At 63.9% G+C, this 24,328-nt stretch carries 20 protein-coding genes; 13 read left to right on the top strand and 7 right to left on the bottom strand.

The features are described from left to right. Window positions 1-37 precede the first annotated feature (37 nt). The 9 genes from prmA (at window position 38) to AC1DSJ_RS24460 (ending at window position 8,713) form a co-directional block, all read left to right on the top strand. On the top strand, window positions 38-964 hold the full coding sequence (gene prmA / locus AC1DSJ_RS24500) for a 50S ribosomal protein L11 methyltransferase (RefSeq protein WP_175172178.1): 927 nt from the start codon (window positions 38-40) through the stop codon (window positions 962-964). Window positions 965-990: 26 nt separating this feature from the next. Beyond that, window positions 991-2,490 (top strand): DUF3426 domain-containing protein, encoded by a 1,500-nt coding sequence (locus AC1DSJ_RS24495; protein ID WP_441372320.1) that lies wholly within the window; start codon window positions 991-993, stop codon window positions 2,488-2,490. A 12-nt stretch (window positions 2,491-2,502) separates the two neighbouring features. Beyond that, window positions 2,503-3,444 (top strand): carbohydrate kinase family protein, encoded by a 942-nt coding sequence (locus AC1DSJ_RS24490; protein ID WP_054427254.1) that lies wholly within the window; start codon window positions 2,503-2,505, stop codon window positions 3,442-3,444. Window positions 3,445-3,650: 206 nt separating this feature from the next. Then, a complete protein-coding gene (locus tag AC1DSJ_RS24485; RefSeq protein WP_054427255.1) occupies window positions 3,651-4,154 on the top strand; it encodes an outer membrane lipoprotein in 504 nt (167 codons plus the stop codon). Between the two features lie 435 nt (window positions 4,155-4,589). Next, on the top strand, window positions 4,590-4,829 hold the full coding sequence (locus AC1DSJ_RS24480) for an acyl carrier protein (RefSeq protein WP_054427256.1): 240 nt from the start codon (window positions 4,590-4,592) through the stop codon (window positions 4,827-4,829). Next, window positions 4,807-5,994, top strand: a complete 1,188-nt coding sequence (locus tag AC1DSJ_RS24475; protein ID WP_054427257.1) for a D-alanyl-lipoteichoic acid biosynthesis protein DltD — start codon at window positions 4,807-4,809, stop codon at window positions 5,992-5,994. The genes AC1DSJ_RS24480 and AC1DSJ_RS24475 overlap by 23 nt, the downstream gene beginning before the upstream one ends. Continuing rightward, on the top strand, window positions 5,991-6,116 hold the full coding sequence (locus tag AC1DSJ_RS24470) for a hypothetical protein (RefSeq protein WP_156337003.1): 126 nt from the start codon (window positions 5,991-5,993) through the stop codon (window positions 6,114-6,116). Before AC1DSJ_RS24475 ends, AC1DSJ_RS24470 begins: the two co-directional genes overlap by 4 nt. Window positions 6,117-6,123: 7 nt before the next feature. Beyond that, complete coding sequence (locus AC1DSJ_RS24465) at window positions 6,124-7,251, top strand: MBOAT family O-acyltransferase (protein ID WP_054427258.1); 1,128 nt, start codon at window positions 6,124-6,126, stop codon at window positions 7,249-7,251. 16 nt (window positions 7,252-7,267) lie between these two features. Continuing rightward, window positions 7,268-8,713, top strand: a complete 1,446-nt coding sequence (locus AC1DSJ_RS24460; protein WP_175171663.1) for a D-alanine--poly(phosphoribitol) ligase — start codon at window positions 7,268-7,270, stop codon at window positions 8,711-8,713. A 33-nt stretch (window positions 8,714-8,746) separates the two neighbouring features. On the opposite strand, the gene AC1DSJ_RS24455 is transcribed toward AC1DSJ_RS24460, so the two are convergent. From AC1DSJ_RS24455 to AC1DSJ_RS24435, 5 genes are all read right to left on the bottom strand, one after another. Further along, window positions 8,747-9,307 carry a YggT family protein gene (locus tag AC1DSJ_RS24455; protein ID WP_476760401.1) on the bottom strand — a complete coding sequence of 187 codons (561 nt, stop codon included), beginning with the start codon at window positions 9,305-9,307 and terminating at the stop codon, window positions 8,747-8,749. Window positions 9,308-9,466: 159 nt separating this feature from the next. Next, on the bottom strand, window positions 9,467-10,240 hold the full coding sequence (locus AC1DSJ_RS24450; RefSeq protein ID WP_441372319.1) for a histone H1-like DNA-binding protein: 774 nt from the start codon (window positions 10,238-10,240) through the stop codon (window positions 9,467-9,469). A gap of 347 nt (window positions 10,241-10,587) precedes the next feature. Further along, entirely contained in the window at window positions 10,588-11,784 is a 1,197-nt protein-coding gene (locus AC1DSJ_RS24445; protein ID WP_054427262.1) for a ribonucleotide-diphosphate reductase subunit beta, read from the bottom strand. Window positions 11,785-11,803: 19 nt separating this feature from the next. After that, window positions 11,804-14,734: a ribonucleoside-diphosphate reductase subunit alpha gene (locus AC1DSJ_RS24440; RefSeq protein WP_054427263.1), complete on the bottom strand. Its 2,931-nt coding sequence runs from the start codon at window positions 14,732-14,734 to the stop codon at window positions 11,804-11,806. 302 nt (window positions 14,735-15,036) lie between these two features. Continuing rightward, window positions 15,037-18,543 (bottom strand): indolepyruvate ferredoxin oxidoreductase family protein, encoded by a 3,507-nt coding sequence (locus AC1DSJ_RS24435; protein ID WP_441372318.1) that lies wholly within the window; start codon window positions 18,541-18,543, stop codon window positions 15,037-15,039. Window positions 18,544-18,673: 130 nt separating this feature from the next. Between AC1DSJ_RS24435 and AC1DSJ_RS24430 the strand changes: the two genes are divergently transcribed. Continuing rightward, window positions 18,674-19,123 carry an Lrp/AsnC family transcriptional regulator gene (locus tag AC1DSJ_RS24430; RefSeq protein WP_006217287.1) on the top strand — a complete coding sequence of 150 codons (450 nt, stop codon included), beginning with the start codon at window positions 18,674-18,676 and terminating at the stop codon, window positions 19,121-19,123. A 125-nt stretch (window positions 19,124-19,248) separates the two neighbouring features. On the opposite strand, the gene AC1DSJ_RS24425 is transcribed toward AC1DSJ_RS24430, so the two are convergent. Then, on the bottom strand, window positions 19,249-20,214 hold the full coding sequence (locus AC1DSJ_RS24425) for a Bug family tripartite tricarboxylate transporter substrate binding protein (protein ID WP_441372317.1): 966 nt from the start codon (window positions 20,212-20,214) through the stop codon (window positions 19,249-19,251). Window positions 20,215-20,337: 123 nt separating this feature from the next. Continuing rightward, window positions 20,338-21,201 (bottom strand): alpha/beta hydrolase, encoded by an 864-nt coding sequence (locus AC1DSJ_RS24420; RefSeq protein ID WP_441372316.1) that lies wholly within the window; start codon window positions 21,199-21,201, stop codon window positions 20,338-20,340. A gap of 96 nt (window positions 21,202-21,297) precedes the next feature. On the opposite strand from AC1DSJ_RS24420, the gene AC1DSJ_RS24415 reads away from it, so the two are divergent. The 3 genes from AC1DSJ_RS24415 (at window position 21,298) to AC1DSJ_RS24405 (ending at window position 24,233) form a co-directional block, all read left to right on the top strand. Beyond that, window positions 21,298-22,197, top strand: a complete 900-nt coding sequence (locus tag AC1DSJ_RS24415; RefSeq protein WP_342067321.1) for a LysR family transcriptional regulator — start codon at window positions 21,298-21,300, stop codon at window positions 22,195-22,197. A gap of 189 nt (window positions 22,198-22,386) precedes the next feature. Further along, window positions 22,387-22,893, top strand: a complete 507-nt coding sequence (locus AC1DSJ_RS24410; RefSeq protein ID WP_054427268.1) for a hypothetical protein — start codon at window positions 22,387-22,389, stop codon at window positions 22,891-22,893. A gap of 140 nt (window positions 22,894-23,033) precedes the next feature. After that, window positions 23,034-24,233, top strand: coding sequence for an MFS transporter (locus AC1DSJ_RS24405; protein ID WP_441372315.1), 1,200 nt, complete (start codon window positions 23,034-23,036; stop codon window positions 24,231-24,233). The last annotated feature ends 95 nt before the right edge of the window (window positions 24,234-24,328 follow it).

The raw sequence follows: 24,328 nt of genomic DNA, 5'->3' as shown, positions 1-24,328 counted from the left end.
ATGCGCCGCGGCCCGATGACCAGATGGAAGAATAATCATGCGTGAACTCGTGCTCCATTGCCTAGAGGCGCAGGCCGAAGCCCTGTCGGACGCGCTGCTGGAAGCGGGCGTGCTGTCCGTGTCCGTGGAAGACGCCGACTTCGGCACTGACGTTGAACGTCCCCTGTTTGGCGAACCCGGCACCGAGCCAGACGTGCAAGCCTGGGACCGCAACCGCGTCGTCGCCCTGCTGCCCGACGGAGCCGATCCCGCGCAGATCATGGAAGAAGCCGCCGCCGCGGGCGAGCTGGACGCGTCGGTATTCGAAGGCTGGAGCCTGCGTGATGTGCCGGACGCCGACTGGGTGCGTTTGACGCAATCGCAGTTCGGGCCCATCCACATCGCCGAACGCCTGTGGATTGTGCCCAGCTGGCACCGCGATAATCCCGACGTGCCGGGCCTGGACCCGGCCGCTGCCGAAGACGGCGCCATCCACATCGAACTCGACCCCGGCCTGGCCTTTGGCACCGGCAGCCACCCCACGACGCATCTGTGCCTGGCCTGGCTGGAAGCCGAGCTGCCCGCGGGCGCGACCTTGTTGGACTACGGTTGCGGTTCGGGCATTCTGGCGATTGCCGCGCGCAAGCTGGGCGCGGGTCCGACCCTGGCGGTCGATATCGACGCGCAGGCCGTGCAAAGCACCGCCTATAACGCCGAGGTCAACCGCGTTGAACTGCAAGCCATGCTGCCCGACGCATTGACCGATGGCACGTTCCAAGTCGTCGTCGCCAACATTCTGTCCAACCCGCTGAAGGTGCTGGCGCCGATGCTGGCTGGCCGCGTGGCGGCGGGCGGTCATCTGGTGCTGTCGGGCGTGCTGGAACGCCAGGCCGAAGAAGTGGCCGCCGCCTATGCGCCTTGGATGGCCATGTCGGTTTGGCGTGCGCGCGACGGCTGGGTTTGCCTGCACGGCCAGAAAGCCTGAGCGCAGCCCAGGCAGGATTGCATCACATGGCTCTGACTACCCGCTGCCCCCAGTGCGGCACCTCGTTCAAGGTGGTGCCTGACCAGCTTCGAGTCCGCAATGGCCTGGTGCGCTGCGGCGCCTGCTCAACGGTGTTTGACGGCCGCGCCTGCCTGCTGCCGGAATCGGGCGCCCCGACGACATTGCCGCCCGCGCCCGTCGCACCGCCTGCGACGCCGCCCGCGGCGGCGGCTGCCGCGCCGGTGCTGGCAACGCGGGCTGCCCCGCCGGCACCGCCTGCGTACGAGCAACCTGCGTACGTGCCGCCGGCACCCGCACGGCCCGTCGTTGTGCCGGAGCCGCCTCGTTACGTTGCCCCGCCGCCGGCGCCGCCCGCGCCGCCCGCGCCGCCACCGCTGTCGCGGCCATCGGCAGAACCGCGCGAAATCGCACCGTGGGAAGACGAGCCCGTTTCGCCTCCTCCGCAGCCCGTTCGGCCTGCACCTGCTGCGCCCGTCGTTCCCCCCGCCGTTTCCCCCGCCGTTCCGCCCGCCGTATTACGCGGCCGCGAGGCGATTCGCCGGCGCGATGAACCCGATACGCACTTGCCCGAAGACGACGCCGACGACGAGGACGCAAGCGAAGACGACAGCGCGTATCGTCCCAGCCCTTCCCGCAATGAGCCCGTCTTCGCGCCGCGCGCCGCTGAACCGGTCATCGACTGGGACGCGCGCCGCCGCGCCGCCGGGCACGCCGAGCCGACGTTTGCCGATAACGGCGGCAGCGGCATCGATAACGACAATGAATACGACGCCGATGGCGACCGTGACGACGACCGCCGCGCCGCCGCCGATACCCGCCATTCCCACGACAAGCTCGACGCCGATGACGACCGCGGGCATCACATCCGCATCACCGACTACGACGACGAGCCCGCGCCCGACGACGGCCGCGAACCCGTCCTGGGCGATACGCGCACGCGCTACTCCAGCGCCACGGATGTCGGCCGAACGCCGCCCGAATTCCTGGATCAAGACCGCCAGGAACGCCGCGGCCTGTTCCGCAAATTGTGGGGCTACGCCTGCCTGTTGGGCCTGATCGCGCTGGGCCTGCAACTGCTGTACGCCTATCGCACCGACATCGCCAATTCCGTACCCGTCATGCGGCCCGTGCTGGAGACGGTGTGCAAGCCCTTGGGCTGCACGGTGGGCTACGCGCGCCGCCTGGAACGCATTGCGATTTCTTCATCGTCCTTGCAGCCGCCTACGGGCGCCGCTGCGATCGACGACGGCCGCAGCCGTCTGGTGCTGAACCTGGTGCTGCGCAACCGCTACGACAAGCCGCAGCATTGGCCCGCGCTGGTGCTTGACATGACCGACTTGTCGGACACCGTGGTCGTGCGCAAAGTGCTAAGGCCCGAAAATTACCTGACGCCCGAGCAACTGCGCGGCCCCTTCGGCCCGGCAGGCGAGCTCAAGATTTCCGTACCCATTGAAGTGACCGGTGTGCAGGTCAATGGCTACCAACTCGATAAGTTCTTTCCCTAAAGGATGACAAGCATGGCAACCCCTGTTCTGGTTTGCGGTTCGATGGCGTTTGACACGATTGCCGTGTTCGAAGGCCGTTTCAAAGACCACATCCTGGCTGACCGCATCCAGTCGCTGAGCGTGTCGTTCCTGGTGCCCAGCATGCGCAAGGAATACGGCGGTTGCTCGGGCAACATCGCTTACAACATGAACCTGCTGGGCGGCGCGCCCGTGCCGGTGGCCACCGTTGGCGAAGACGCGGGTGAGTACATGGAGCGCCTGTCGGGCCTGGGTATCGACACCAGCCGCGTCAAGGTCATCCCCGACACCTTCACCGCGCAGTGCTTCATCACGACCGACCTGGACGACAACCAGATCACCGCCTTCCATCCGGGCGCCATGTCGTTCGCGGCAGACAACGACCTGAGCGATGCGGATGCGGCTTGGGCCATCGTGGCGCCTGACGCCAAGGAAGGCATGTTCGCGCACGCCGAACGCCTGCATCGCCGTGGCATCCCGTTCATTTTCGATCTGGGCCAGGCCATGCCGTTGTTCGACGGCGCCGATCTCGAGCGCATGCTCAAGCTCGCGCAGGCGCTGACGGTCAATGATTACGAAGCCGGCGTGGTTGAGCAACGCACGGGCCGCAGCGTGGCGGACATCGCCAGCACGCTGCAAGCCGTGGTCGTGACGCGCGGCGCCGAAGGCGCCACCCTGTACACCGGCGGCAAGACGATTCAAATTGATCCGGTGCGCGCGTCGCAGGTCGTGGACCCGACGGGTTGCGGCGACGCACAGCGCGGTGGCCTCTTGTACGGCCTGACCACCGGCTGGAGCTGGGAAGACAGCTGCCGCCTGGGCAACGTCATGGGCGCCATCAAGATTGCCTCGCGCGGCCCGCAGAACCACAACCCGTCGCGCGCAGAGATCGACGCTGTGCTGCACGCCACCTACGGCATCCATCTGCCCGCCTGATTCCCACGCAGGACGGGAACCGCCACGCGGCGGCGCGGTCGAACAATGCATCAAGTTTTGATAATGCGGCGGCTTTCGGGCCGCCGTATTTACACGGTGTTATCCGCCTATGGCCGTGAGTTTCAGTGTGTTGCAGGGGAGCCTGACACTCATTTTGGGCGGAGTATGATCAATGTTCGTCGGCAGTGCCCGATCGAGGAGTCCAAATGAATCAAAGTAAATCTCTATCCCTGGTGACGCCGCGTACTGGCCGGTGGTTGGCTATCGCAGCAGTTGTGACGTCGATGGCTGTGCTGGGCGGCTGCGCAAATCGCAGCGCGTCCAGTGGCGTGTACAGCTACGACCAGGCCCAGCGCGAGCAGATCGTTCGTACGGGTACGGTCACGGGCGTGCGCCCGATCGTGATCCAGAACGACAAGTCCAGCGGCGTCGGCATGTTGGCCGGCGGTGCGTTGGGCGGCGTGGCAGGCAACGCAATCGGTGGCGGCACGGGCCGTACCATTGCAACCGTCGGCGGCGCCATTCTGGGCGCTTTGGCGGGGAACGCCGTAGAGAACAGGGTTGGCACGAATTCCGGCTACGAAATCACGGTGCGTCTGGATAACGGCGAAACCCGTGTGGTGGCGCAGGAAGCAGATGTGCCCGTCAGCGTGGGCCAGCGCGTTCAAGTGATCAGTGGTTCGGGTCCGACCCGCGTCACCCCGATGTAAATCAAAAGCCCGCGCAAGCGGGCTTTTTTACATGCCGACGGCAGGTTTGCAGGCTGCAAGACAAGCCCCGATTCCGGGGCTTTTTCATGCCTGAATCTCCACTGCCCGATATCGGGGCCGGGCCAGAGCAGGGCGTAAAGTCATAAAAATCTGTCGCGCTGCCGCAACGCAGCACCCGGGATTTACCCGCAGGCGTTACGTTTGCCAGCCTTTTCTCGCGATTTACCCCAAAAGTTTCATGGCGATTCAACGCCCGAAGTGCAATGATTGCGCCTGCGATCGGCATCACGATGCGATTTTGATGTAACCAAGTGCATCCTGGCGCTGTTCTGGATCGCTGGAACGGTCAGTTGAGTTTCAGCATTTTTCTGTATCCTCACTTACCTGAATCCCAGGGGCGGGGATGTTTTGCCGACGAGGCAATCAGCACTATCTATGCATACCGAGCAAGAACTCCACACCAAGATCGGCGAGATCGTCGAGTCGATCGTCATGAAGAAAGTCACCCCCGACACGCAGTTGATTGCCACTGGCCTGGTTGATTCCCTGGCCGCGGTGGACATCACGCTTGCGGTCGAATCGGAGTACGGCTGCAGCATCCCGGCTCCCGAAATCGCAGAGCATCTTCAGTCGGTCCGCACGCTAGCCGGCTATGTCGCTGCCCATTCTTCGTAATACCCGGTTGTTGTCCCACGTCGCGGCTGCCGCGACGGCGGTAGCACTGGCGGTTGGCGCGTACTGCGGAGCGGATGATCTGCTCAGCCGTATCGTCACGCCCACGTCTGCCCCGTCGACCGCTGCTGCCGACAGGAACAACTACCTGCCCAATCTGGGGCCGGACTGGGGCACTCAGCACGTCAACCTGAATCGCCTGGGCAACGCCTTGAGCGACGGGACGCTGGTTGTGCTGGGCTCGTCCGAACTGTCCAGCCACGATCTGCGCTTTGTGCCTTACCGGTTCTTCCCCGATGAACTGAAGGTGCCGACGCTGGCCTACGGCCACGCCATGTTCCAGTCCTATGGCATCGTCAGCGTGCTGGAGTCCGTGGCGGATTCGCTTACGCCGAACACGCGGCTGGTGATCATGGTGTCGCCCGCCTGGTTCGCCTCGGGCGGCCAGTTGCCGCGCAGCGCGTTCGCTGAACACGTGACGGGACCCGTCTGGGATCGCCTCTGGGATCAGCCCAGCACGCGCGAGCAGATGCAGAACTGGATCACCGACAACGCGAACTGGGGCTTGATCTGGCTGATCGCCAATGGCCAGGTGGCCGAGCTCAAGGACAAGCTGTCGCTATGGTGGCATGCCCGCAAGGAGCCTGCGCCTGACCGTCCGCGCAGCAAGCTGTCGGTGCCGGCGCACCGCTTCGTGTCCTGGCCGTCGTCGGCGCGCTTGAACGAAGGGCAGTGGGGCCGTCTGACGCACGAGGCGCGTGAAGTGGAACGCGGCTTGGGCGGCAACAATCCCTACGACGTTCGCGACGACTACTACAAGCAATACCTGGCGCAGCTGTACTCGCCAGCCCGTAACGAGTTTGCCGACGTGGACCCGATCACCCGCACCGAGCTGGGTGACCTGTCGCGCGTCATGGCCCTGCTGCAAAAGCGCAAGGTGAAGGCGTACTTCGTCATCCAGCCGTTCAATCCCAAGCTCATTCTGGATGTCGAACGTTTCGACCCGGTGGTGGCCGCCATTACCGGCATGTGCCAGCGCTATCAGATGGGTTGCCTGGATCTTTACAGCATCCCGTTTGAACCCGGCATGGTGCGTGACGACATGCATCTGGCCGAACTCGGCTGGGCGATGGCGGACCAAGGCATTGCGGAGTACTTTTCCCGATGAAACGTTTCTTCTGGCACCTGTGTTTGTACATAGGCGTGATCCTGGTGTTCGTGCTGCAGGCTCAACCCACCACGGGTAGCGGCGGACCGATCAAGGTCGAATTCCAATACCAACAGTTCTGACCGCACCATGGAATTGTTCGCAAGCTTGAGCTTTTTTGGCGGCGCCCTGTGTGGCGGCCTTGGCCTGTTGGCGTACCGGTCATTCGGCATGCCGTTCAAGATCGGCTACCGCCACATCATCGGCGTGATCTGTCTGGGCGTGTGGATGGCGGTGTTCTGGGCGCGCCCCTATCAGCCCATCGCGCTGCTGGCCATTTCGGGCAGCGCCTTGTGGGCCGTGCGCCGCAACTACATTCCCACGTGGCTGGCGGTGGTCATCACGATGACGCCGTTGCTGCTGGTGAAGACCGGCGTATCGCACCTGGGCGCGATGCTGGGCCTGTCGTTCGCCACGTTCCGCGCGATCGACGTGCTGCTGTTCGCGCAGCGCAATGAGCGCGTGTCGCCGCTGGACTACTTCATCTACCTGTTCTTCCCGCTGACGTTGCTGGCCGGCCCGATGTACCGCTGGCGCAATTTTCAGGCCGATCTCAAGCGCGGCTATGAAGGCGTGAATCTGAACACGTGGCTGACGGGGCTTGAGCTCATCATGCTGGGCGTGATCCAGAAGTTCGGCGTGGCCGAGCTGATCTGGCGCTACGGCCTGGCCACACTGGACGCGCACGACTATTCGTTCTCGGGCGTGGCGCTGAACGCGTCGCTCTATAGCGCCTATCTGTTCTTCGACTTCGCCGGTTACTCGACGATGGCGATCGGTATCGGCATGCTGTTCGGCTTCACCTTGCCGATCAACTTCCGCAACCCGCTGGCCACGCTGAATCCGCAGGACTTCTGGCGCCGCTGGCACATCAGCTTGTCGGAGTGGTTGCGCGACGTCGTGTTCATGCCGATCTACAAGGCGTTGAGCAAGACCAAGTTCTTCGGGCGCCATCGCATGGCCGCGCAGAACATCGGCATCTTCGCGACGCTGCTGGCCATGGGCGTGTGGAACGGCTTGTCGCTGCACTACATCGTCAGCGGCCTGATGTTCGGCGCGTATTCGGTGGGCCACAACCTGCTGATCAACGCCTCGCGCACGCGTCCTGCGCTGCAAGCGACCCTGGCGCATCCCGTGATGCGCTTCCTGGGCCGTGTGCTTACCTTGATTCTGGCTGCGCTGGCGCTGTACGTGTTCAGCGGCCGCAGCCCCATCTGACGCCGGGAGTTTCGGCATGCGTTTCGACCTGAAGTCCTTCCAGTTCGTTGAACTCGATATTTCGCCCGACGCGCTTGCCGTCGCCGCCGCCGACCGCACCTTGAGCTGGGCGCAGTTGCGCGCCGAGGCGCAGGCCTGGGCCGACAAGGCCCGCCAGCACGGCGTGGCGCCGGATGTGCCCGTGGCCATCTACGGCCACAAGGAAGCGTCGTTCTTCGTTGCGATGGTGGGGGCGCTGCTGATCGGCGCGCCGTTCGTTCCCGTTGACACCATCTATCCGGCCGAGCGCCTGCGCCGCATCGTCGAGATCGTGCGCGCCGCCGCCGTCTACGATGCCGCGGCGAACACGTTCACGGCGGGCGAGGGCGCGATGCTGGCCGAGCGCGGCCTGGCTTACGTCATGTTCACGTCTGGCAGCACGGGCGACCCGAAGGGCGTGCAGATCGGCCGCGAAAGCGTTGGCCTGCTGGGTGACTGGATGCTGGGCAGCTTTGGCCTGGGAGATGCGCCCGTGTTCATGAACCAGGCGCCGTTCAGTTTTGATTTGTCGATGTATGAAGTGTTCGCCACGCTGGCCTCGGGCGGCGCCTGCGTGCTGAATGCGCGCGAGCAGATCGCGGCGGCGGGCACCTGGATGCCGCGCCTGGCCGAGCATGGCGTGACGGTGTGGGTATCGACGCCGTCGTTTGCACATCAGCAATTGGCCAACCGCGATTTTTCGCCGGCCACCTTGCCGGCGCTGCGCACGTTCCTGTTCTGTGGCGAACCCTTGCCGGCTGCGCTGGCCAAGAAGCTGCGCCAGCGCTTTCCTGGCGCGGTCATCCTGAATACCTACGGCCCCACGGAAGCCACGGTGGCCACAACCTGGATCGAAGTCACCGATGCCGTGCTGGCCGCGCATGACCCGCTGCCGGTGGGCCATGCCAAGCCCGACAGCGTGCTGATCGTGGACGAAGGCGAGATCTGCATCGTGGGCGACCACGTCATGCGGGGCTATCTGAATCGGCCCGACCTGAACGAAGCCAAGCTCTACACCTACGACGACGGCCGCCGCGCATTCCGCACGGGCGATCTCGGGTTGATGGAAGAGGGCGGCTTGTTGTTCTGCCGCGGCCGCATGGACGATCAGATCAAGCTGAATGGCTATCGCATCGAACTTGCCGAAATCGACGAAGCGCTGCACGGTCTGCCCGGCGTGGAAGGCGGCGCCTGCGCGGTGCTGCGCCGGCCCGATGGCACGGCGGTGCGCTTGATTGGTTTCGTGGCAGGTGTGGCCGAGGAAGCCGCGGCGCGCTTTCTGGCGCCCGAGGCGTTGGCCGGTTGGAAGGAGCGGTTGGCGCAACGCCTGCCGCCCTATATGGTGCCGTCCGAACTGGTTGCCTGCCCGGCGCTGCCTATGTCGAACAACCATAAGATCGACCGCAAGAAGCTGGTCGAGATCTACGCCGGCATTCCGGCGTAGTTCAACGCGTGCGGGGCGCGATGCCCCGCACCTTTACAGACCGATCATGCGCTGGCTGACATTAGCCAGCACCATCAGCAGCACTTGCGCCAGGATCAGCAGCACCAGCGGCGAGAAGTCGATGGTGGTGCGCGGCAACAGGCGGCGGATGGGGTCCAGCATGGGCGCGGTCAGCGCTTGCAGCAGCGGCATCATGGGCGCCATCGGGTTGACCCACGACAGCACGGCCTGAATCAGCGTCAGCCACACCACCAGATTCAATGCCCATTTGATCGCCATGATCAGTGCCGAGCCCATTGCGGCGGGCAGCAACTGGGCAGGAATCAGCGCGCCCAATGCGACGAGCCAGATCAGCACGATGTAGAGCAGCGCGGCCAGCCACGTGGCGACAAGGCTCGTCCAATCAATCTTGTTGCCGGCGGGGATGATCTTGCGCAGCGGCCCGACCAGCCAGTTGGTGGCTTGGTAGACGGCGCGCGCCAGCGGGTTGAAGGGCGGAAGGYGGATCGCGTGCATCCAGGCGCGGGCAATCAATGCCGCGCCAAACAGCGTGAACACGATTTCGAGAAGGAAGCGGAAGATATCACCGAGCATGGACGCGATCACCGAAAAAATAAGGAATCAATTGTCGCATGGTGGCGCAAGTTTATTGCCGCCGCATTTTGCATGCGCATCGTCCGAATGGACGAGCGCAAAAAAGCCGCCCGGCTAGCCGGGCGGCTCTAGTGAAGCGAGTGCTTCGAACCGTCCTGATTACGGACGGCCACCCGTCGGGAACGGCCACGACGCGGCGGGATTCAGCGCGGTCTTCGCGCCCGGGGCAGCAGCCGTGGACGGCGGCGTGGCGGGCTTCTTCGGAGCGGCTTTCTTCGCAGCAGGCTTCTTGGCGGCGGCGGGCTTGGCAGCAGCAGCCGGCTTGGCGGCAGCAGGAGCCTTCTTCGCAGCCGGAGCCTTCTTGGCTACAGCCTTCTTGGCAGCAGGAGCCTTTTTGGCGGCAGGCGCCTTCTTGGCTACGGCTTTCTTGGCAGCGGGGGCCTTCTTGGCAACAGCCTTTTTGGCAACAGCCTTTTTGGCGACGGCCTTCTTGGCAACAGCCTTCTTGGCTACTGCTTTCTTGGCGACGGCCTTCTTGGCTACGGCTTTCTTGGCAACGGCCTTCTTAGCAACGGCTTTCTTGGCAACCGCCTTCTTGGCGACAACCTTCTTGGCTACTGCTTTCTTGGCTACTGCTTTCTTGGCAACCGCCTTCTTGGCGACAACCTTCTTGGCTACCGCTTTCTTAGCGACGGCCTTCTTGGCGACGGCCTTCTTGGCTACCGCTTTCTTGGCGACAACCTTCTTGGCGGCTGCCGGCTTCTTCGCGGCAACCTTCTTCACTGCCGGCTTTTTAGCGGCGGCGACTTTCTTCACTGCCACTTTCTTGACAGCGGCTTTCTTGGCCGGTGCGGCCTTCTTTGCAACTGCCTTCTTGGCGGCGGCGGGCTTCTTCACCGCTGCTTTCTTTACGGCTTTCTTGATTGTTGCCATGGTCATGCTCCTTAGGTTCAGGGGTCCCAGAACTTAAACCCGTGCCCCGACTCGCCAACAAGACGAATCGTGCCCGGGCTATTCATCGGCGCATGCCGCTGTTCTGTGCGAGCAACAGCTACTACGGTTTGCGCTAATGAATTCGGCACAGCCATTTGATATGGCCCCCGCTCCTTTGGCGCGAGCCATTTCAAATGGCGCCGGTCGCAGCCTGATCACAGGCCGCCGACCGCTTGTTCTACGTGTTCGAAAACACCCTGACCGGGAAGAGCGTCATCAAGCCTGTCGCGAACGCAACGCTTCTTGAATCTGAAGCGTGCCCGCGCCGGGCCTGATGACGTACTGCTTTACTCCCAGCTCAGCGTGCCACCGGTTTGGTATTCGATCACGCGAGTTTCAAAAAAGTTGCGTTCCTTTTTCAGATCGATCATTTCCGCCATCCACGGGAAGGGATTTTCTTCCTGCGGGTACAGCGGTTCGATACCGATTTGCTGGCAACGACGGTTGGCGATGAAGCGCAGGTAGGATTTGAACATAGGTGCGTTCAAGCCCAACACGCCGCGCGGCATCGTGTCTTCGGCGTAAGCGTATTCGAGTTCGACCGCTTTGCGGAAGAGTTCTCGAATTTCTTCGCGGAATTCCGGCGTCCACAGATGCGGATTTTCCAGTTTGACGGTGTTGATCAGGTCGATGCCGAAGTTGCAGTGCATGGATTCATCGCGAAGGATGTACATGTACTGCTCGGCCGCGCCGGTCATCTTGTTCTGGCGGCCCAGCGCCAGGATCTGCGTGAAGCCCACGTAGAAGAACAAGCCTTCCATCAAGCATGCGAAAACGATCAGCGACTTCAACAGCGTCTGATCAGCTTCGGGCGTGCCCGTCTTGAAGTGGGGGTCCGCGATCGCGTCGATGAACGGGATCAGGAACTCGTCTTTGGCGCGGATGGACGGAACTTCGTTGTAAGCGTTGAAGATCTCGGCTTCGTCCAGGTCCAGGCTTTCGACGATGTATTGATAAGCGTGCGTGTGGATCGCTTCTTCGAACGCCTGGCGCAGCAGAAACTGGCGGCACTCAGGCGCCGTGATGTGGCGGTACGTGCCCAACACGATGTTGTTCGCGGCCAGCGAGTCGGCCGTGACGAAGAAACCCAGGTTGCGCTTGACGATGCGGCGCTCGTCCTCGGTGAGCCCGTTCGGGTTCTTCCAGAGGGCGATGTCGCGCGACATGTTGATCTCTTGCGGCATCCAGTGATTGGCGCACGTGGCCAAATACTTTTCCCACGCCCACTTGTACTTGAACGGCACAAGTTGATTGACGTCGGTTTCGCCGTTGATGATGCGCTTGTCGGCAACCTTCACACGTTGCGAGGTTGCGGCGCCGCTCGTGCTCAGACCCGCCGCGTGTTCAGGCGCGGCAGGCGTCGGCATGGCGGCGTCGCCAAATACACCGGTCGCAGCCCGGACGCCGGGTGCAGCCTGCCCGCCGCCCGCGGGGGCGGGGGATGCAGGTTGCGTTGCGATGGTGTCGTCTTCCCAATTAATCATTTCAATTCTCCGGAGGCGGTTATTGGCAGGCTTCGCACTCTTCGAAGCCGGCGTCGCCAGGCCTCATGGTGCAAACCGCCCCGAGAACTTCGGGTTCCGGCAAAGCAGGTGCAGCGCCCATCGCCGCAGCCGTGGATTGACCACCAGCAGTGACGGCATTCAATTCGCCGCCGCGGCCCGTGGACTTCTCGGCGCTGGTGGCGCCCAGGGTACGCAGGTAGTACGTCGTCTTCAGACCACGCAGCCATGCCAGCTTGTAGGTGTCATCCAGCTTCTTGCCGGATGCGCCCGACATGTAGATGTTCAGCGACTGAGCTTGATCGATCCACTTCTGACGGCGCGACGCGCATTCAACCAGCCAGCTCGGTTCGACTTCGAACGCAGTGGCGTAGAGTTCGCGGAGTTCGGAAGGTACGCGATCGATGCGGGACAGGCTGCCGTCGAAGTACTTGAGGTCGGCGACCATGACTTCGTCCCAGAGACCGAGTTTCTTCAGGTCACGCACGAGGTAATCGTTAACGACCGTGAACTCGCCGGAGAGATTCGATTTGACGTACAAGTTCTGGAAAGTAGGTTCGATGCACGCAGATACACCAATGATATTGGAAATAGTCGCGGTTGGGGCAATTGCAACGCAATTGGAGTTGCGCATGCCATGTTGTTTGATGCGCGCGCGCAACGTATCCCAATCGAGCGTGCTCGATTCATCAACTTCAACATGACCACCGCGCTCATCGCGCAGCATCTTCAACGTGTCTTGCGGCAAGATGCCACGCGACCACAACGAACCTTCATACGATTGATAACGGCCGCGCTCTTCAGCAAGCAGGCTCGATGCGAAGTACGCGTGATAGCACACGGCTTCCATCGAACGATCCGCGAATTCAACAGCGGCTTGCGATGCGTACGGCACGCGCATCATCTGCAGGCAATCCTGGAAGCCCATGATGCCCATGCCCACCGGACGATGGCGCGCGTTGGAATTGCGGGCCTTCTCGACGGCGTAGTAGTTGATGTCGATGACGTTGTCGAGCATGCGCATCGCGATGCTGACGGTGCGCTTGATCTTGTCGTGATCCAGCTCGAAACCGCCGCCGGCAGCCGGCTTCATGTGCGCGACCAGGTTCACGGAACCCAGGTTGCACACCGCGATTTCCGATTCGTTCGTGTTCAGCGTGATCTCGGTGCACAGGTTCGAGCTGTGAACCACACCCACGTGCTGCTGCGGCGAACGGATGTTGCACGGGTCCTTGAACGTGATCCACGGATGGCCGGTTTCGAACAGCATCGACAGCATCTTGCGCCACAGCGTCAGCGCCGGCATCTTCTTGTAGAGCGTCAGTTCGCCGTTGGCGACACGACGCTCGTAGCCCAGGTAGGCTTCTTCAAAAGCGCGGCCCACCTTGTCGTGCAGATCGGGGCAGTCGGACGGCGAGAACAGCGTCCATTCGCCCGCTTCCATCACGCGCTTCATGAACAGATCGGGAATCCAGTTCGCCGTGTTCATGTCGTGCGTGCGGCGGCGTTCGTCGCCGGTGTTCTTGCGCAGTTCCAGGAATTCTTCGATGTCCAGGTGCCACGATTCCAGATACGTGCAGACCGCGCCCTTGCGCTTGCCGCCCTGGTTCACCGCAACGGCGGTGTCGTTGACGACCTTCAGGAACGGCACGACGCCCTGGCTTTCGCCGTTGGTGCCCTTGATGTGGCTGCGCAGCGCGCGCACCGGGGTCCAGTCGTTGCCCAGGCCGCCGGCGTACTTGGCCAGCAGCGCGTTTTCCTTGATGGCGTCGTAGATGCCTTCCAGATCGTCGGAGACGGTGGTCAGGTAGCACGACGACAGCTGCGAGTGCAGCGTGCCCGAGTTGAACAGCGTCGGCGTCGAGCTCATGAAGTCGAACGAGGACAGGATCTCGTAGAACTCGATGGCGCGCGTTTCGCGGTCAGCTTCGCGCAGCGCAAGGCCCATGGCCACGCGCATGAAGAACACCTGCGGCAGTTCGATGCGGGTGCCGCGGATGTGCAGGAAGTAGCGGTCGTACAGGGTCTGCAGGCCGAGGTAGCCGAATTGCAGATCGCGCTTGGCGTTCAGCGCCTTGCCCAGGCGGGTCAGGTCATAGTTGGCCAGTTCGGGCGACAGCAGGCCGCCTTCGATACCGCGAGCGATGAACGTGGGGAAGTACTCGGCGTAACGCGCAACCATGCCGTCTTGCGAGACTTCTTCACCCAGCACTTCCTTGCGGATCGTGTGCAGCAACAGGCGAGCGGTGACCTGGCTGTAGGCCGGGTCCTTTTCGACCAGCGCGCGCGCCGACAGGATGGCGGACTTGAACACTTCGTCAACGGGGATGCCGTCGTACAGGTTCTTGACCGTTTCCTTCAGGATGGATTCGGTGTCGATGAATTCGGCCAGGCCTTCGCCGGCGGCGACGATGGTCGCGCGCAGTTCAGCCAGATCCAGCGGACGGCGCACGCCAGCGTCGGTCACGTTCAGCACGTGTTCCGCAGGCGCGGCAGCTGCCTTGTCCTGACCTTCGGCGGCAGCGGCGGCGGCGCGTTCTTGCGTGCGCTTCTCGCGGTACAGCACGTAGGCGCGGGCAACATCATGCTGGCCCGAGCGCATCAGCGCCAGTTCGACCTGGTCTTGAATGTCTTCAATATGGAAGGTGCCGCCATTGGGGCGGTTGCGCACCAGGGCGTTCACGGCCTGGCTGGTCAGGTTCTCGACCAGTTCACGCACCCGGGCGGACGCGGCGCCCTGGCCACCGTTTACGGCCAGGAAGGCCTTGGTCATGGCGATGGCGATCTTGCTGGGTTCGAACCCGACCACCGAGCCATTGCGGCGAATGATGTTGTAGCTGGCCCATTGCCCGCCATTGGCGTCGGCAGGGGAATCGGTTTGTGAGGGCGGCACGGCCGAAGGCCGGGTCACAGAGGCGATCGTAGTCTGCATGGAAGCTCCTGTGCGAAAACGCGTAGATAGCGACATGACGACGTCATGTCAGGTACGAATGTGGATCTTTTAGAGGGGGTCGGAACGCTTGGACGGGCTAGTCCAAAAGGCGTGGCCGACGAGAATCAGCGCTTAGGCGACCACAACATATAGTGTAGCACCCCTCGTTGGACACTAATTCTAGTGATCGAGAACTATAGGGACAAGAAAAGATTATGACGATGCTCACAAAAGATTGTTACTAAATGCACTAGGCGCGCCCAGTAAGGCGCGCCTAGGACAGGACCGCTCAGAGCGAATGTTTATGCGGTTTTCCGCAGGGGCATGTCGCGCGGGGCCGGTGCCATATAGCTCTGCATCAATCGACCCAATTCCGTCCGATACTTCTCGACGTTCGAAGCCTTCACGTGACCGTAGCCACGGATGGTTTCTGCAAGGCCGGCGATTGTAGCCGCTTGTGCGAGCTTGTCCCGGGTCAACCCTACAAGCAGCTGGTCTATGGTCTGGCGGTACTCTTTGACGAGCGCGCGTTCCATCTTGCGTTCAGCGGTGTGGCCGAAGGGATCGAACCACGTGCCGCGCAACCCCTTCATGCGCGTCAGCAATTTCAGTGCCGTCATCGTGCGCGGGCCCAACGTCATCTTGCGCGGCACGCCGGTGCGCGGGTCCTTGCGGGCAAATATCGGCGGCGCCATATGAAAGCGCAGGCTGTAGTCGCCTTCGAACTGGCCCTTCAATTGCGCCTGGAAGTCGTCGCCGGTATAGAGGCGCGCCACTTCGTATTCGTCTTTGTAGGCCATCAGCTTGAACAGGCCGCGGGCCACCGCCATGGCCAGGCGCGGCGTCTTCGCGTCGGGCGCCAGTTCGCGTTCACGGGCCGCGATGGCTTCCACCACGTCCTGATATTCGCGGGCATAGTTCGCGTTTTGATACGCCGTCAGGTCCGCGATACGGCGCGCAACGGCGCGTTCGAAGGTCTCGGGCACGTGCAGCTGCACGACTTGCGCACGCGGACGCAGCGCGCTGTCCAGCGCGTCGGGCTGATGCGCGGCCAGACGGCCGCTGTCGAACGCGGCCCGGTTGGCGGCCACCGCCACGCCATTCAATTCGATGGCGCGGTTGATGGCGGCTTGCGACAGCGGCACGCCGCCACGCTGCCACGCATAACCCAGCATGAACATGTTGGACAGGATGCTGTCGCCGAACAATGCCAGCGCGGCTTCGTGCGCATCGATGGCAGCCGTGTTGGCATCGCCCGCCGCGTGCCGGATCTTGGCCAGCAGCGCTTCGGGGCGCATGGCGGCATCGGGGTTGCGCGTGAACTCGGACACGGGCGCCACATACGTGTTGACCGTGACCTGCGTGTGCCCGCGGCGCAGCGCACCGAGTGAATCCGGCGCAACAGAGGCCACCGGGTCGCACAGGATCGCGGCGTCGGCCTGTTGCCAATCCAACCGCACCGGGCCGGCCGAAGCACCCGCAGGCGCCAGGCGGATGTGGCTGACGACCGTGCCGCCCTTTTGCGCCAGACCGGTCAGGTCCAACACCGCCGCAGATAGCCCTTCCAGATGCGCGGCCATCGACACGATGGCGCCGATGGTGATGACGCCGGTGCCGCCCATGCCCGCGACGAGCAGGCGGTAAGGGCGGTCAAGCGCCGGTGTCGCCGGCATCGGCAGTTGCTCGATCAGGCGTTGCAGACGTTCCTGATCGGTCTTGGGCGCCGCGCTTTTCCTGGGCTTGCCGCCCATGACGGACACAAAGCTCGGGCAGAAACCTTCCGCGCAGGAATAGTCCTTGTTGCAGCTGGACTGATCGATGGCGCGCTTGCGGCCATACGGCGTTTCCAGCGGCACCACCGACAGGCAGTTCGATTGCACGCCGCAATCGCCGCAGCCTTCGCAGACCGCGCTGTTGATCAGCATGCGGCGTGCCGGGTCCGGGAATTGGTTCTTCTTGCGGCGGCGGCGCTTTTCGGCGGCGCAGGTTTGATCGTGGATCAGCACGGTCACGCCGGGAATGTCGCGCAGCTCGCGTTGCACCGCGTCCAGGTCGCGGCGATGGTGCACGTTGATGTTCGGACCCAGGTCCACGCCTTGGTATTTTTCAGGCTCGTCGCTGGTGACGACAATGCGCGCCACGTTTTCGCCACGCAGCTGCTGGCAAATCTGCGGCACCGAGATCGGCCCGTCTACAGGCTGCCCGCCCGTCATCGCCACCGCATCGTTGAACAGAATCTTGTAGGTGATGTTGGCGCGCGCGGCGACCGCTTGGCGGATCGCCAGATAACCCGAGTGGTAGTAGGTGCCTTCGCCCATGTTCTGGAAGATGTGCGGCATCTTCGTGTAGCGGGACAGGCCGATCCAGTCCACGCCTTCGCCGCCCATCTGCGTCAGGCCGCCGGTGTCGCGGTCCATCCAGGCAGCCATGTAGTGGCAGCCTACGCCCGACAGTGCCTGGCTGCCTTCGGGCACTTTGGTCGACGTGCTGTGCGGACAGCCCGAACAGAAATAGGGGCGGCGGCGCATGCCGTCGGCGTCGTTGGACAGCGCGGCCTGGCATTCGAACGCCGCCATGTCCGCCGCCAGCGGCAAGCCCGCGGTGCGCGTCAGCCAGCCGGCCAGCGGCTGCGCCAACAGCGACGGCCGCAACTGGCCTGCGGACGGCACCATCGTTTCACCGGCAAAGCCCTTCTTGCCGATGACGGATGGGCGCTCCGGCAGGTTGAACAACAGGTCCTTGATCTGGCTTTCGACCACCGCGCCTTTTTCTTCGATGACCAGGATGTGCGACAGGCCGCGCGCAAACTCCAGCAGCCGTTCGCCATCCAGCGGCCACGTCAGGCCCGGCTTGTAGATGCGCACGGGTGCGTTGGCGGTGACGGTGTCTACGCCCAATCGCGCCAGCGCTTCCATGGTGTCCAGATGCGCCTTGCCCACCGTCACGATCCCCACGGTGGCGCGGGGTGCGGGACAGGTCAGGCGGTCGATGCTGTGGCGGCGCGCAAACGCAGCCACGGCCTTCATGCGCAGGTTCATGCGCGTCTCGACAGCCAGCGACAGGAAATCGCGCGCGGAATACTCCAGCGATTCGGGCGGCATGTCTGGGTCGGCGGGCATGTCGTAGTGCTGAACGGCGGCGGGCGTGAACGAGTGGCCGCTTTCGATGGTCTCGGACACGGCCTTGAAGGCGACCCAGGTGCCGGAATAGCGCGACAGCGCCCAGCCCCACAGCGCAAACGTTTCGTACTCGTCGATGGAAGTTGGATGCACGATCGGCATCTGCCAGCCAATCAGTGACGCTTCACTGGCATGCGGGATCGACGACGAGACGGCGGTGTGGTCATCGCCCACCACCACCAGCACGCCGCCATTGCGCGATGCGCCCGCGGCATTGCCGTGATGCAGCGCGTCGCCCGCGCGGTCCACGCCCGGGCCCTTGCCGTACCACATGGCGAAGACGCCATCGACGTTGCGGTCGGCGCGCACGCCGGCCTGCTGCGTGCCCATGACGGCGGTGGCGGCCATGTCTTCGTTGATGCCGGGCAGGAACGAGATCTTGCTGGCGTCCAGCGCCTTCTTCGACTTCCACATCGCCATGTCGACGCCGCCCAGCGGCGAACCCCGGTAACCCGACACGAAGCCGGCGGTGTTCAGCCCGCGTTCGCGGTCGACGCGGGCCTGCGTGAGCATGATGCGGACGAGCGCTTGCGTCCCCGTCAGGAAGATGCGGCCGGACTCTCGGGTCAGGTTGTCGGCAAGCTGGTACTCAAGGTCCAGCTGGGGTTCGGGGGCGGGAGTGCCGTCCATAGTGAATGCTCCTGGTATTTCGCACCATGATAGGTTCGCGGGGCATCCGATTTATTGCGTTTTTGGATCGTGCTATCCCTATAATTCGCAATGAACATTTCGTGTTCGATAAAAACCAGGAGACAAAGCGATGGACAAGACCGATATCGGCATCCTCAAGGCCTTGCAAGAGGACGGCCGGGCCTCGGCGCAGCAACTGTCGGACAAGGTGGGCCTGTCGGCCGCCCCGGTGTGGCGGCGGGTGAAGGCGATGGAAGCCAGCGGGGTGATTCAGGGCTATAGCGCCCAGGTCGACCGCAGCAAGGTGGGGCTGGGCTGCATGTTTGCGCAGATCAGCCTGGAGCGGCATTCGTCGAACACGGTTGAGAACTTCGAGCGATCGGTGCGGGACGCGCCCGAGATCCTGGAGTGCTACGCGGTGACGGGCGATTCGGACTTTCTGTTGAAGATCCTGGTGGAAAGCCCTGAAGCGTATGACCGCTTCCTGCACCGGTTCCTGTTCAACATGCCGGGCATCCGCCAGACGCGCACCATCGTCGCGCTGCGCGAAATCAAGCACGAACAGCGTTTGCCGCTGTAACGCGCGCTGCCAAACGGCGCCGCCCGACGCCGTCCCCGCAAACAGGCGCGCCCTCTATATATAGAGGGCGCGTGAAATCTTGCGAAAAGCGGCTGGTTGCCGGGGTAAGGCCCCCGGGTGGACGGCTATTGGGGTTGTATGCCCGAAATGCGAATCCACTCCTTCCAGCGCGCCGTGTCTTCCTTCACGAACGCGTCAAAGCGCGCCACATCCATCGATTCCGGGGTCAGACCCAATGCGCGCAGCTTGCTGGCGGTGGCTTCATCTTGGACGGCCGCCTGCATGTGGGCGTTCATCTTTTCCACGATGTCGGCGGGCGTGCCGGCGGGCGCCGATAAGCCCAGCCATCCTGCGACGACGAAATCCGGGTAATAGCTCGCCATCGTCGGCACGCTGGGCCAAGCCGGATGCGGCTGGGCGCCCGTGACGGCAATGGGAATCAAGCCCTTGCCGTCGATCTGGCCCATGGCGGTCAGGTAGTCCACGAACGCAAAGCTGATCTGCTTGCCGCGCAGGTCGGTGATGATTTGCGTGATGTTCTTGTACGCCGCGCCGGTGATGTTGATGCCCGCGCGCTGCTTGAACAGTTCAGACGGCACTTGCGACGACGAGCTGTAGTAGCCGAAGAAGACCTCACCGGGATGCGCGCGGGCGTAGTCCACCAGCTCCGGCACCGTGCGATACGGGCTGCCCGGGGCCACGACACCCACCGTGCCGAAGGTGCCTAGCAAGCCGACTTGGCGAAAATCCTTCTGCGCGTCGTACGGCAGGCTCTTGTACAGGAACTGGTTCGCGGCATGCGTGGAGTTCGTCGACAGCAGGAACGTGTAGCCATCGGCGGCCGCATTTTTCGACGCATTGGTGCCGACGATGCCGCCTGCGCCGGGGCGGTCTTCGACCACAACCGTTTGCCCCGTCTTTGCGCCCAGGTACTGGGCGAACGTGCGCGCGGTCAGATCGGCTGCGCCGCCCGGTGCGGACGGCACGATGATCGTCACGGGCTTTTCGGGCCAGCCGGCGGCATGCGCCGACGCAGCCAGCATCAGGCCCGCAGCAAGCAGCGCCGGACGAAGGTGGCGGGAAATGGACATGCTTGTCTCCTGATGGCGCGCTTGCGCGGCATGCGGCGTGCGCGCTGTTGTCGTTGTTGAAATCGTGGTGGTGAGGGTGATGTTGTGGTTGCTGTGGTTGCTGTGGTTCGGGATCGAACGGGCTCAGCCGAAGTGCTCTTGATGCCACGCCAGGATCGCGGCCGCGCTGATCTGCCAATGGTCGGCATACATCATGCAGTGCGGTTGATCGGCAAGCACCTGATGCGAAAACCCGTAGCGGCGCGCAATCGCCTGATCCTGGCCAGGCGGATGGCGGTCGTGCGTGTCCAGGCCCGCTTCCAGGCACAGGCCGGGGGCGTTGATTGACTCGGCCTTGATCGCCACGCGTAGCAGGTAGCGGTCGTTCAACACCTGCGGGCTTTCGGCATTCAGGCGTTGCGACACGGCGCTGACGTCGCGGTTGGGCGTGGTGGCCAGAAAGCGCGCGCGGATTTCGGTTGCGGCGGGCGCGGCACGTGGCATGTCAGCAGGCACCGGGGGCAGGCCGAGCGCGCCGGGCAGGTCACCGGGCGGGGACGGCGCCATCAGCACCACGCCGGCAACCGGCCGCGCTTGTGCGGCCAGCAGGGCAGGCAAGGCGCCCATGCTGTGGCCGACGACAACGGTAGGGCGATCCAACACATCCAGCGCGCTGACCACGTCCTGGCCCAAGTCCGCGATGGTCACGGACGGGAAGGCGGCGTCTTGCGGCAGCGCGCCGTGGCCGCGCAGATCAAGCGCCGCGCAGGCCAGGCCTGCTTTGGCGAAGTAGTCCAGATAGTGCGCGTAGCACCAGGCGCCGTGATACGCGCCCGGCACAAACAGCAGACCGGGCCTGCCGTCTTGCGGCGTCGCGCCGATTACCAGCCGGCCGCTGCCAGCGCGGCGAGTGGGCAACTGGTCGGCCAAGCTGAAATCCAGCGGGTCGATGGGTGGCGCGCCGGGGGCGGACGGCGTAGGGGCAAAGGCAGGGGTAGGAGCATTCATCTTGCGGCCATGTTAAGTGCCGCCCTATGATCAGAAAACTTTATTTTTCCTATGAATCAATAAGGTTTCCAAATCACCCACCGGCTGTCTTTACGCATGCGTTCGCTTCCCGATTTATCCATCACGCATTACCGGCACTTTTTGCTGGTGGCGGAACTGCGCAGCTTTCGCGCGGCGGCGGCTCGGGCGTTTCGCTCGCAACCGGCGTTGTCGTTGTCCATCCGTGAAATGGAGCAGCGCCTGGGCCAGCCGCTGTTTGAGCTTGGCAACCGCAATACGCTGACGCGCTTCGGGCAAGATTGCCTGCCATTGGCGCGCGAACTGGTCGAGCATCACGACCGCGTTGCGGGCGCGTTATCCGGCTTGGCCAATAACGGGGCCGGCACGTTGACGATGGCGTCGGTCGCCACGGTGGCCACGCACTGGCTGCCGGAGCTGGTGGGCGTCTATCGCGAACGCTATCCGGCGGTGGCGCTGCGCCTGTTCGATGACAACTCCGAAGGGGTCGAGCGCATGGTGCTGGCGGGCGAAGTGGAAATTGGTGTTTGCAGCCCGGTGCTACAGGACCGCCGGCTGACGTTCGAGCCGCTGCTGCGTGATGCATTTGGCCTGGTCTGCCATCGCGGCCATCCGTTGGCGGGACGCAAGTCTGTGACGTGGCGCGAGATCGCCGACTTGCCCTTGGTGGGCACCGTTGCCCACCGCCAATTGGCTGGCTACCCGCAAGCGGCGTTCATGATGGACCGGCAAGTGTTCGTGTCCAACATGATGTCGCTGCTGGCGATGCTGGAACGCGGCGTGGGCGTCACCGTGCTGGCGCGCTTGGGCGTGCCGCCAGACTCGCCGGAACTCGCGTTCGTGCCGTTGGCGCGGCCTCGCATCGAACGCGAATTGGGCATCACGCGGCTGGCCGGACGCAGCCTGTCGCCGGCCGCGGCGCGCATGGAAGAAATGCTGCGTGCAAAGGCGCTGCGCGGCGGACGCAGTGTCGTTTGAAACCAACGCATTCGTGCGTGTTCCGCGCCTAAAACAGGGGCTTTCAGGGCCCGACTGTTGCGCAATTGCACACCGCGCGGATCGTCGTTGATTCTTCCTTGGCGGCTCTTTAGAGTGCGTCATGTTTGCTGCGCGGAGGACGTGCCGGTGTGATCGGTGCGGCGCGTCGACAGACGTGTTGAGGAAGTCATGAGCAGTGTGTATTTGCGTTCGGCCGGCATCGCCTGCGCCGTACTTATTCTGGCCGGTTGCGTCGCCAGAAAGCCCGCCGTCATCACCGAGGCCCAGCCCGCGGAACCGCCCAAGCCGGTGGCCTGCGTGCCCGCCAAAAGCGGCGATCCCATGATCGGCACCTGGTTGTCGAACACGAAGCCGCGCGACGTCAGCGGCGACTTGCAATCGCTGACCGTGTTGTCCGCCGATGGCACGATGGCCTTCGAGTCGTTGTTGAAGATTGGCCGCAAGACGCGCCCCGCCTTGCGCGAGACCGGCTGTTGGACCGTGGCGGACGGCGTCTATACGATGCAGACCACGAAATCCGCCGGCGAGCCCGTAGACGCCAACGACCCCATCTACAAAAACCGCTACCGCGTTGAAAAGGTCGAGCAGGCCAAGCTGACGCTGCGCGAACTGAAAAGCGGCGGCCAGCTCGTGACCGCGCGCCGCATGCCCTCGGGCTACCGCTTGCCTTACTGACAGGCTGACGGTTCTACCGGTTGACCCGTCTGTCGCGGTTGACCGTTGCGCCGGGCGGACACTCCGCCCGGCGGCTACACCAAGATGGCTGGGCTGCGGTAAGGTGCGGGCTTCGACTTTTGCCTAGCCGCCGGTTCCCCATGCCCGCCATGTCCTCTGAAGCACGCGCCATTGCGCTGCTTGCCCTGGCCGCTTTCGTCAGCGCCAGCGCGTTCCGTATCTGCGATCCCATGTTGCCGCAACTGGCGGCGGAATTCGGCACGACCACCGGCCAGGCTGCGCGCGCGGTGACGGCGTTTGCGGTGGCCTATGGCGTGCTGCAAATGTTCTTCGGGCCGGTGGGCGACCGCTACGGCAAGTTCCGGGTCGTCAGCGTCGCGACCGTGGCGTGTGCGCTGGGCAGCGCGGGCGCCGTGATGGCGGAATCCCTGGATGTGCTGGTGCTCTGCCGTGCGCTGTCGGGCGCGGCGGGGGCGGGCATCGTGCCGCTGTCCATGGCCTGGATCGGCGACAACGTCCCGTATGAACGCCGTCAGGCGACCTTGGCGCGCTTTTTGACCGGCACCATCCTGGGCATGTCGGCCGGCCAGTTGGCGGGCGGGCTGTTCGCCGACACCATCGGCTGGCGCTGGGCCTTTGCCGCGCTGGTTGTGGGCTATCTGACCGTGGGCGTGTTGCTGCATTTCGAAGTGCGGCGCCAGCGCGCGACCGGCTTTGGCCAGGTTGAAGCCGGCGCGGCCACGAGGGGTTTTGTTGCGCAGGCGCGGCTGGTGCTGGGCACGCCGTGGGCGCGCATCGTGCTGGCGACGGTCTTTGCCGAAGGCTTGCTGGTGTTCGGCGCCCTGGCATTCGCGCCGTCGTACCTGCACGAACGGTTCGACATTTCTCTGACCGCAGCGGGCGCGCTCGTTGCGGTGTATGCCGTAGGCGGCCTGATCTACACGGTGGTCGCCGGGCGCATCTTGAAGCGTCTGGGCGAACGCGGGCTGGCCATCGCGGGTGGCCTGGTGCTGAGCGTGGCGTTCCTGTCGTACTTGTTGGGGCCGGTCTGGATGTGGAGTTTGCTTGCCAGCGTGCTGGCGGGCTTCGGCTATTACCTGCTGCACGCGACCTTGCAGACGAACGCCACGCAGATGGTGCCGTCCGCGCGCGGCACGGCCGTGGCGTGGTTCGCGTCGTGCCTCTTCATGGGGCAGGCGGCCGGCGTGGCGTTGGCGGGGGCGGTGGTGGACGAGATTGGGGCGGCGGCCCTGTTTGGCGGATCTGCCGTGCTGCTGCCGTTGCTGGGCGCGTTCTTCGCGCGGGCGCTGAAGGTGCGGGCGGCCATGCAGCAAGCCTGAGGGCAGCGACTGGCGCCTTGCGTGCGCCCCAAAACACCGCGGGCCTTGTTCATCCATCGATGAACAAGGCCCGCGGGCTATGGGCTTCAGGCTGC

The sequence above is a fragment of the Achromobacter sp. 01N37 genome (genome assembly GCF_056399725.1).
Note: the sequence above shows the minus strand (reverse complement) of the source record. Positions and strands in the feature narration are given on the sequence as shown.

Excerpts from the sequence above, each read along its gene's own strand:
- prmA (WP_175172178.1), top strand. The coding sequence starts at position 38 with ATGCGTGAACTCGTGCTCCATTGCCTAGAGGCGCAGGCCGAAGCCCTG.
- AC1DSJ_RS24495 (WP_441372320.1), top strand. The coding sequence starts at position 991 with ATGGCTCTGACTACCCGCTGCCCCCAGTGCGGCACCTCGTTCAAGGTG.
- AC1DSJ_RS24490 (WP_054427254.1), top strand. The coding sequence starts at position 2,503 with ATGGCAACCCCTGTTCTGGTTTGCGGTTCGATGGCGTTTGACACGATT.
- AC1DSJ_RS24485 (WP_054427255.1), top strand. The coding sequence starts at position 3,651 with ATGAATCAAAGTAAATCTCTATCCCTGGTGACGCCGCGTACTGGCCGG.
- AC1DSJ_RS24480 (WP_054427256.1), top strand. The coding sequence starts at position 4,590 with ATGCATACCGAGCAAGAACTCCACACCAAGATCGGCGAGATCGTCGAG.
- AC1DSJ_RS24475 (WP_054427257.1), top strand. The coding sequence starts at position 4,807 with ATGTCGCTGCCCATTCTTCGTAATACCCGGTTGTTGTCCCACGTCGCG.
- AC1DSJ_RS24470 (WP_156337003.1), top strand. The coding sequence starts at position 5,991 with ATGAAACGTTTCTTCTGGCACCTGTGTTTGTACATAGGCGTGATCCTG.
- AC1DSJ_RS24465 (WP_054427258.1), top strand. The coding sequence starts at position 6,124 with ATGGAATTGTTCGCAAGCTTGAGCTTTTTTGGCGGCGCCCTGTGTGGC.
- AC1DSJ_RS24460 (WP_175171663.1), top strand. The coding sequence starts at position 7,268 with ATGCGTTTCGACCTGAAGTCCTTCCAGTTCGTTGAACTCGATATTTCG.
- AC1DSJ_RS24450 (WP_441372319.1), bottom strand. The coding sequence starts at position 10,240 with ATGGCAACAATCAAGAAAGCCGTAAAGAAAGCAGCGGTGAAGAAGCCC.
- AC1DSJ_RS24445 (WP_054427262.1), bottom strand. The coding sequence starts at position 11,784 with ATGATTAATTGGGAAGACGACACCATCGCAACGCAACCTGCATCCCCC.
- AC1DSJ_RS24440 (WP_054427263.1), bottom strand. The coding sequence starts at position 14,734 with ATGCAGACTACGATCGCCTCTGTGACCCGGCCTTCGGCCGTGCCGCCC.
- AC1DSJ_RS24435 (WP_441372318.1), bottom strand. The coding sequence starts at position 18,543 with ATGGACGGCACTCCCGCCCCCGAACCCCAGCTGGACCTTGAGTACCAG.
- AC1DSJ_RS24430 (WP_006217287.1), top strand. The coding sequence starts at position 18,674 with ATGGACAAGACCGATATCGGCATCCTCAAGGCCTTGCAAGAGGACGGC.
- AC1DSJ_RS24425 (WP_441372317.1), bottom strand. The coding sequence starts at position 20,214 with ATGTCCATTTCCCGCCACCTTCGTCCGGCGCTGCTTGCTGCGGGCCTG.
- AC1DSJ_RS24420 (WP_441372316.1), bottom strand. The coding sequence starts at position 21,201 with ATGAATGCTCCTACCCCTGCCTTTGCCCCTACGCCGTCCGCCCCCGGC.
- AC1DSJ_RS24415 (WP_342067321.1), top strand. The coding sequence starts at position 21,298 with ATGCGTTCGCTTCCCGATTTATCCATCACGCATTACCGGCACTTTTTG.
- AC1DSJ_RS24410 (WP_054427268.1), top strand. The coding sequence starts at position 22,387 with ATGAGCAGTGTGTATTTGCGTTCGGCCGGCATCGCCTGCGCCGTACTT.
- AC1DSJ_RS24405 (WP_441372315.1), top strand. The coding sequence starts at position 23,034 with ATGCCCGCCATGTCCTCTGAAGCACGCGCCATTGCGCTGCTTGCCCTG.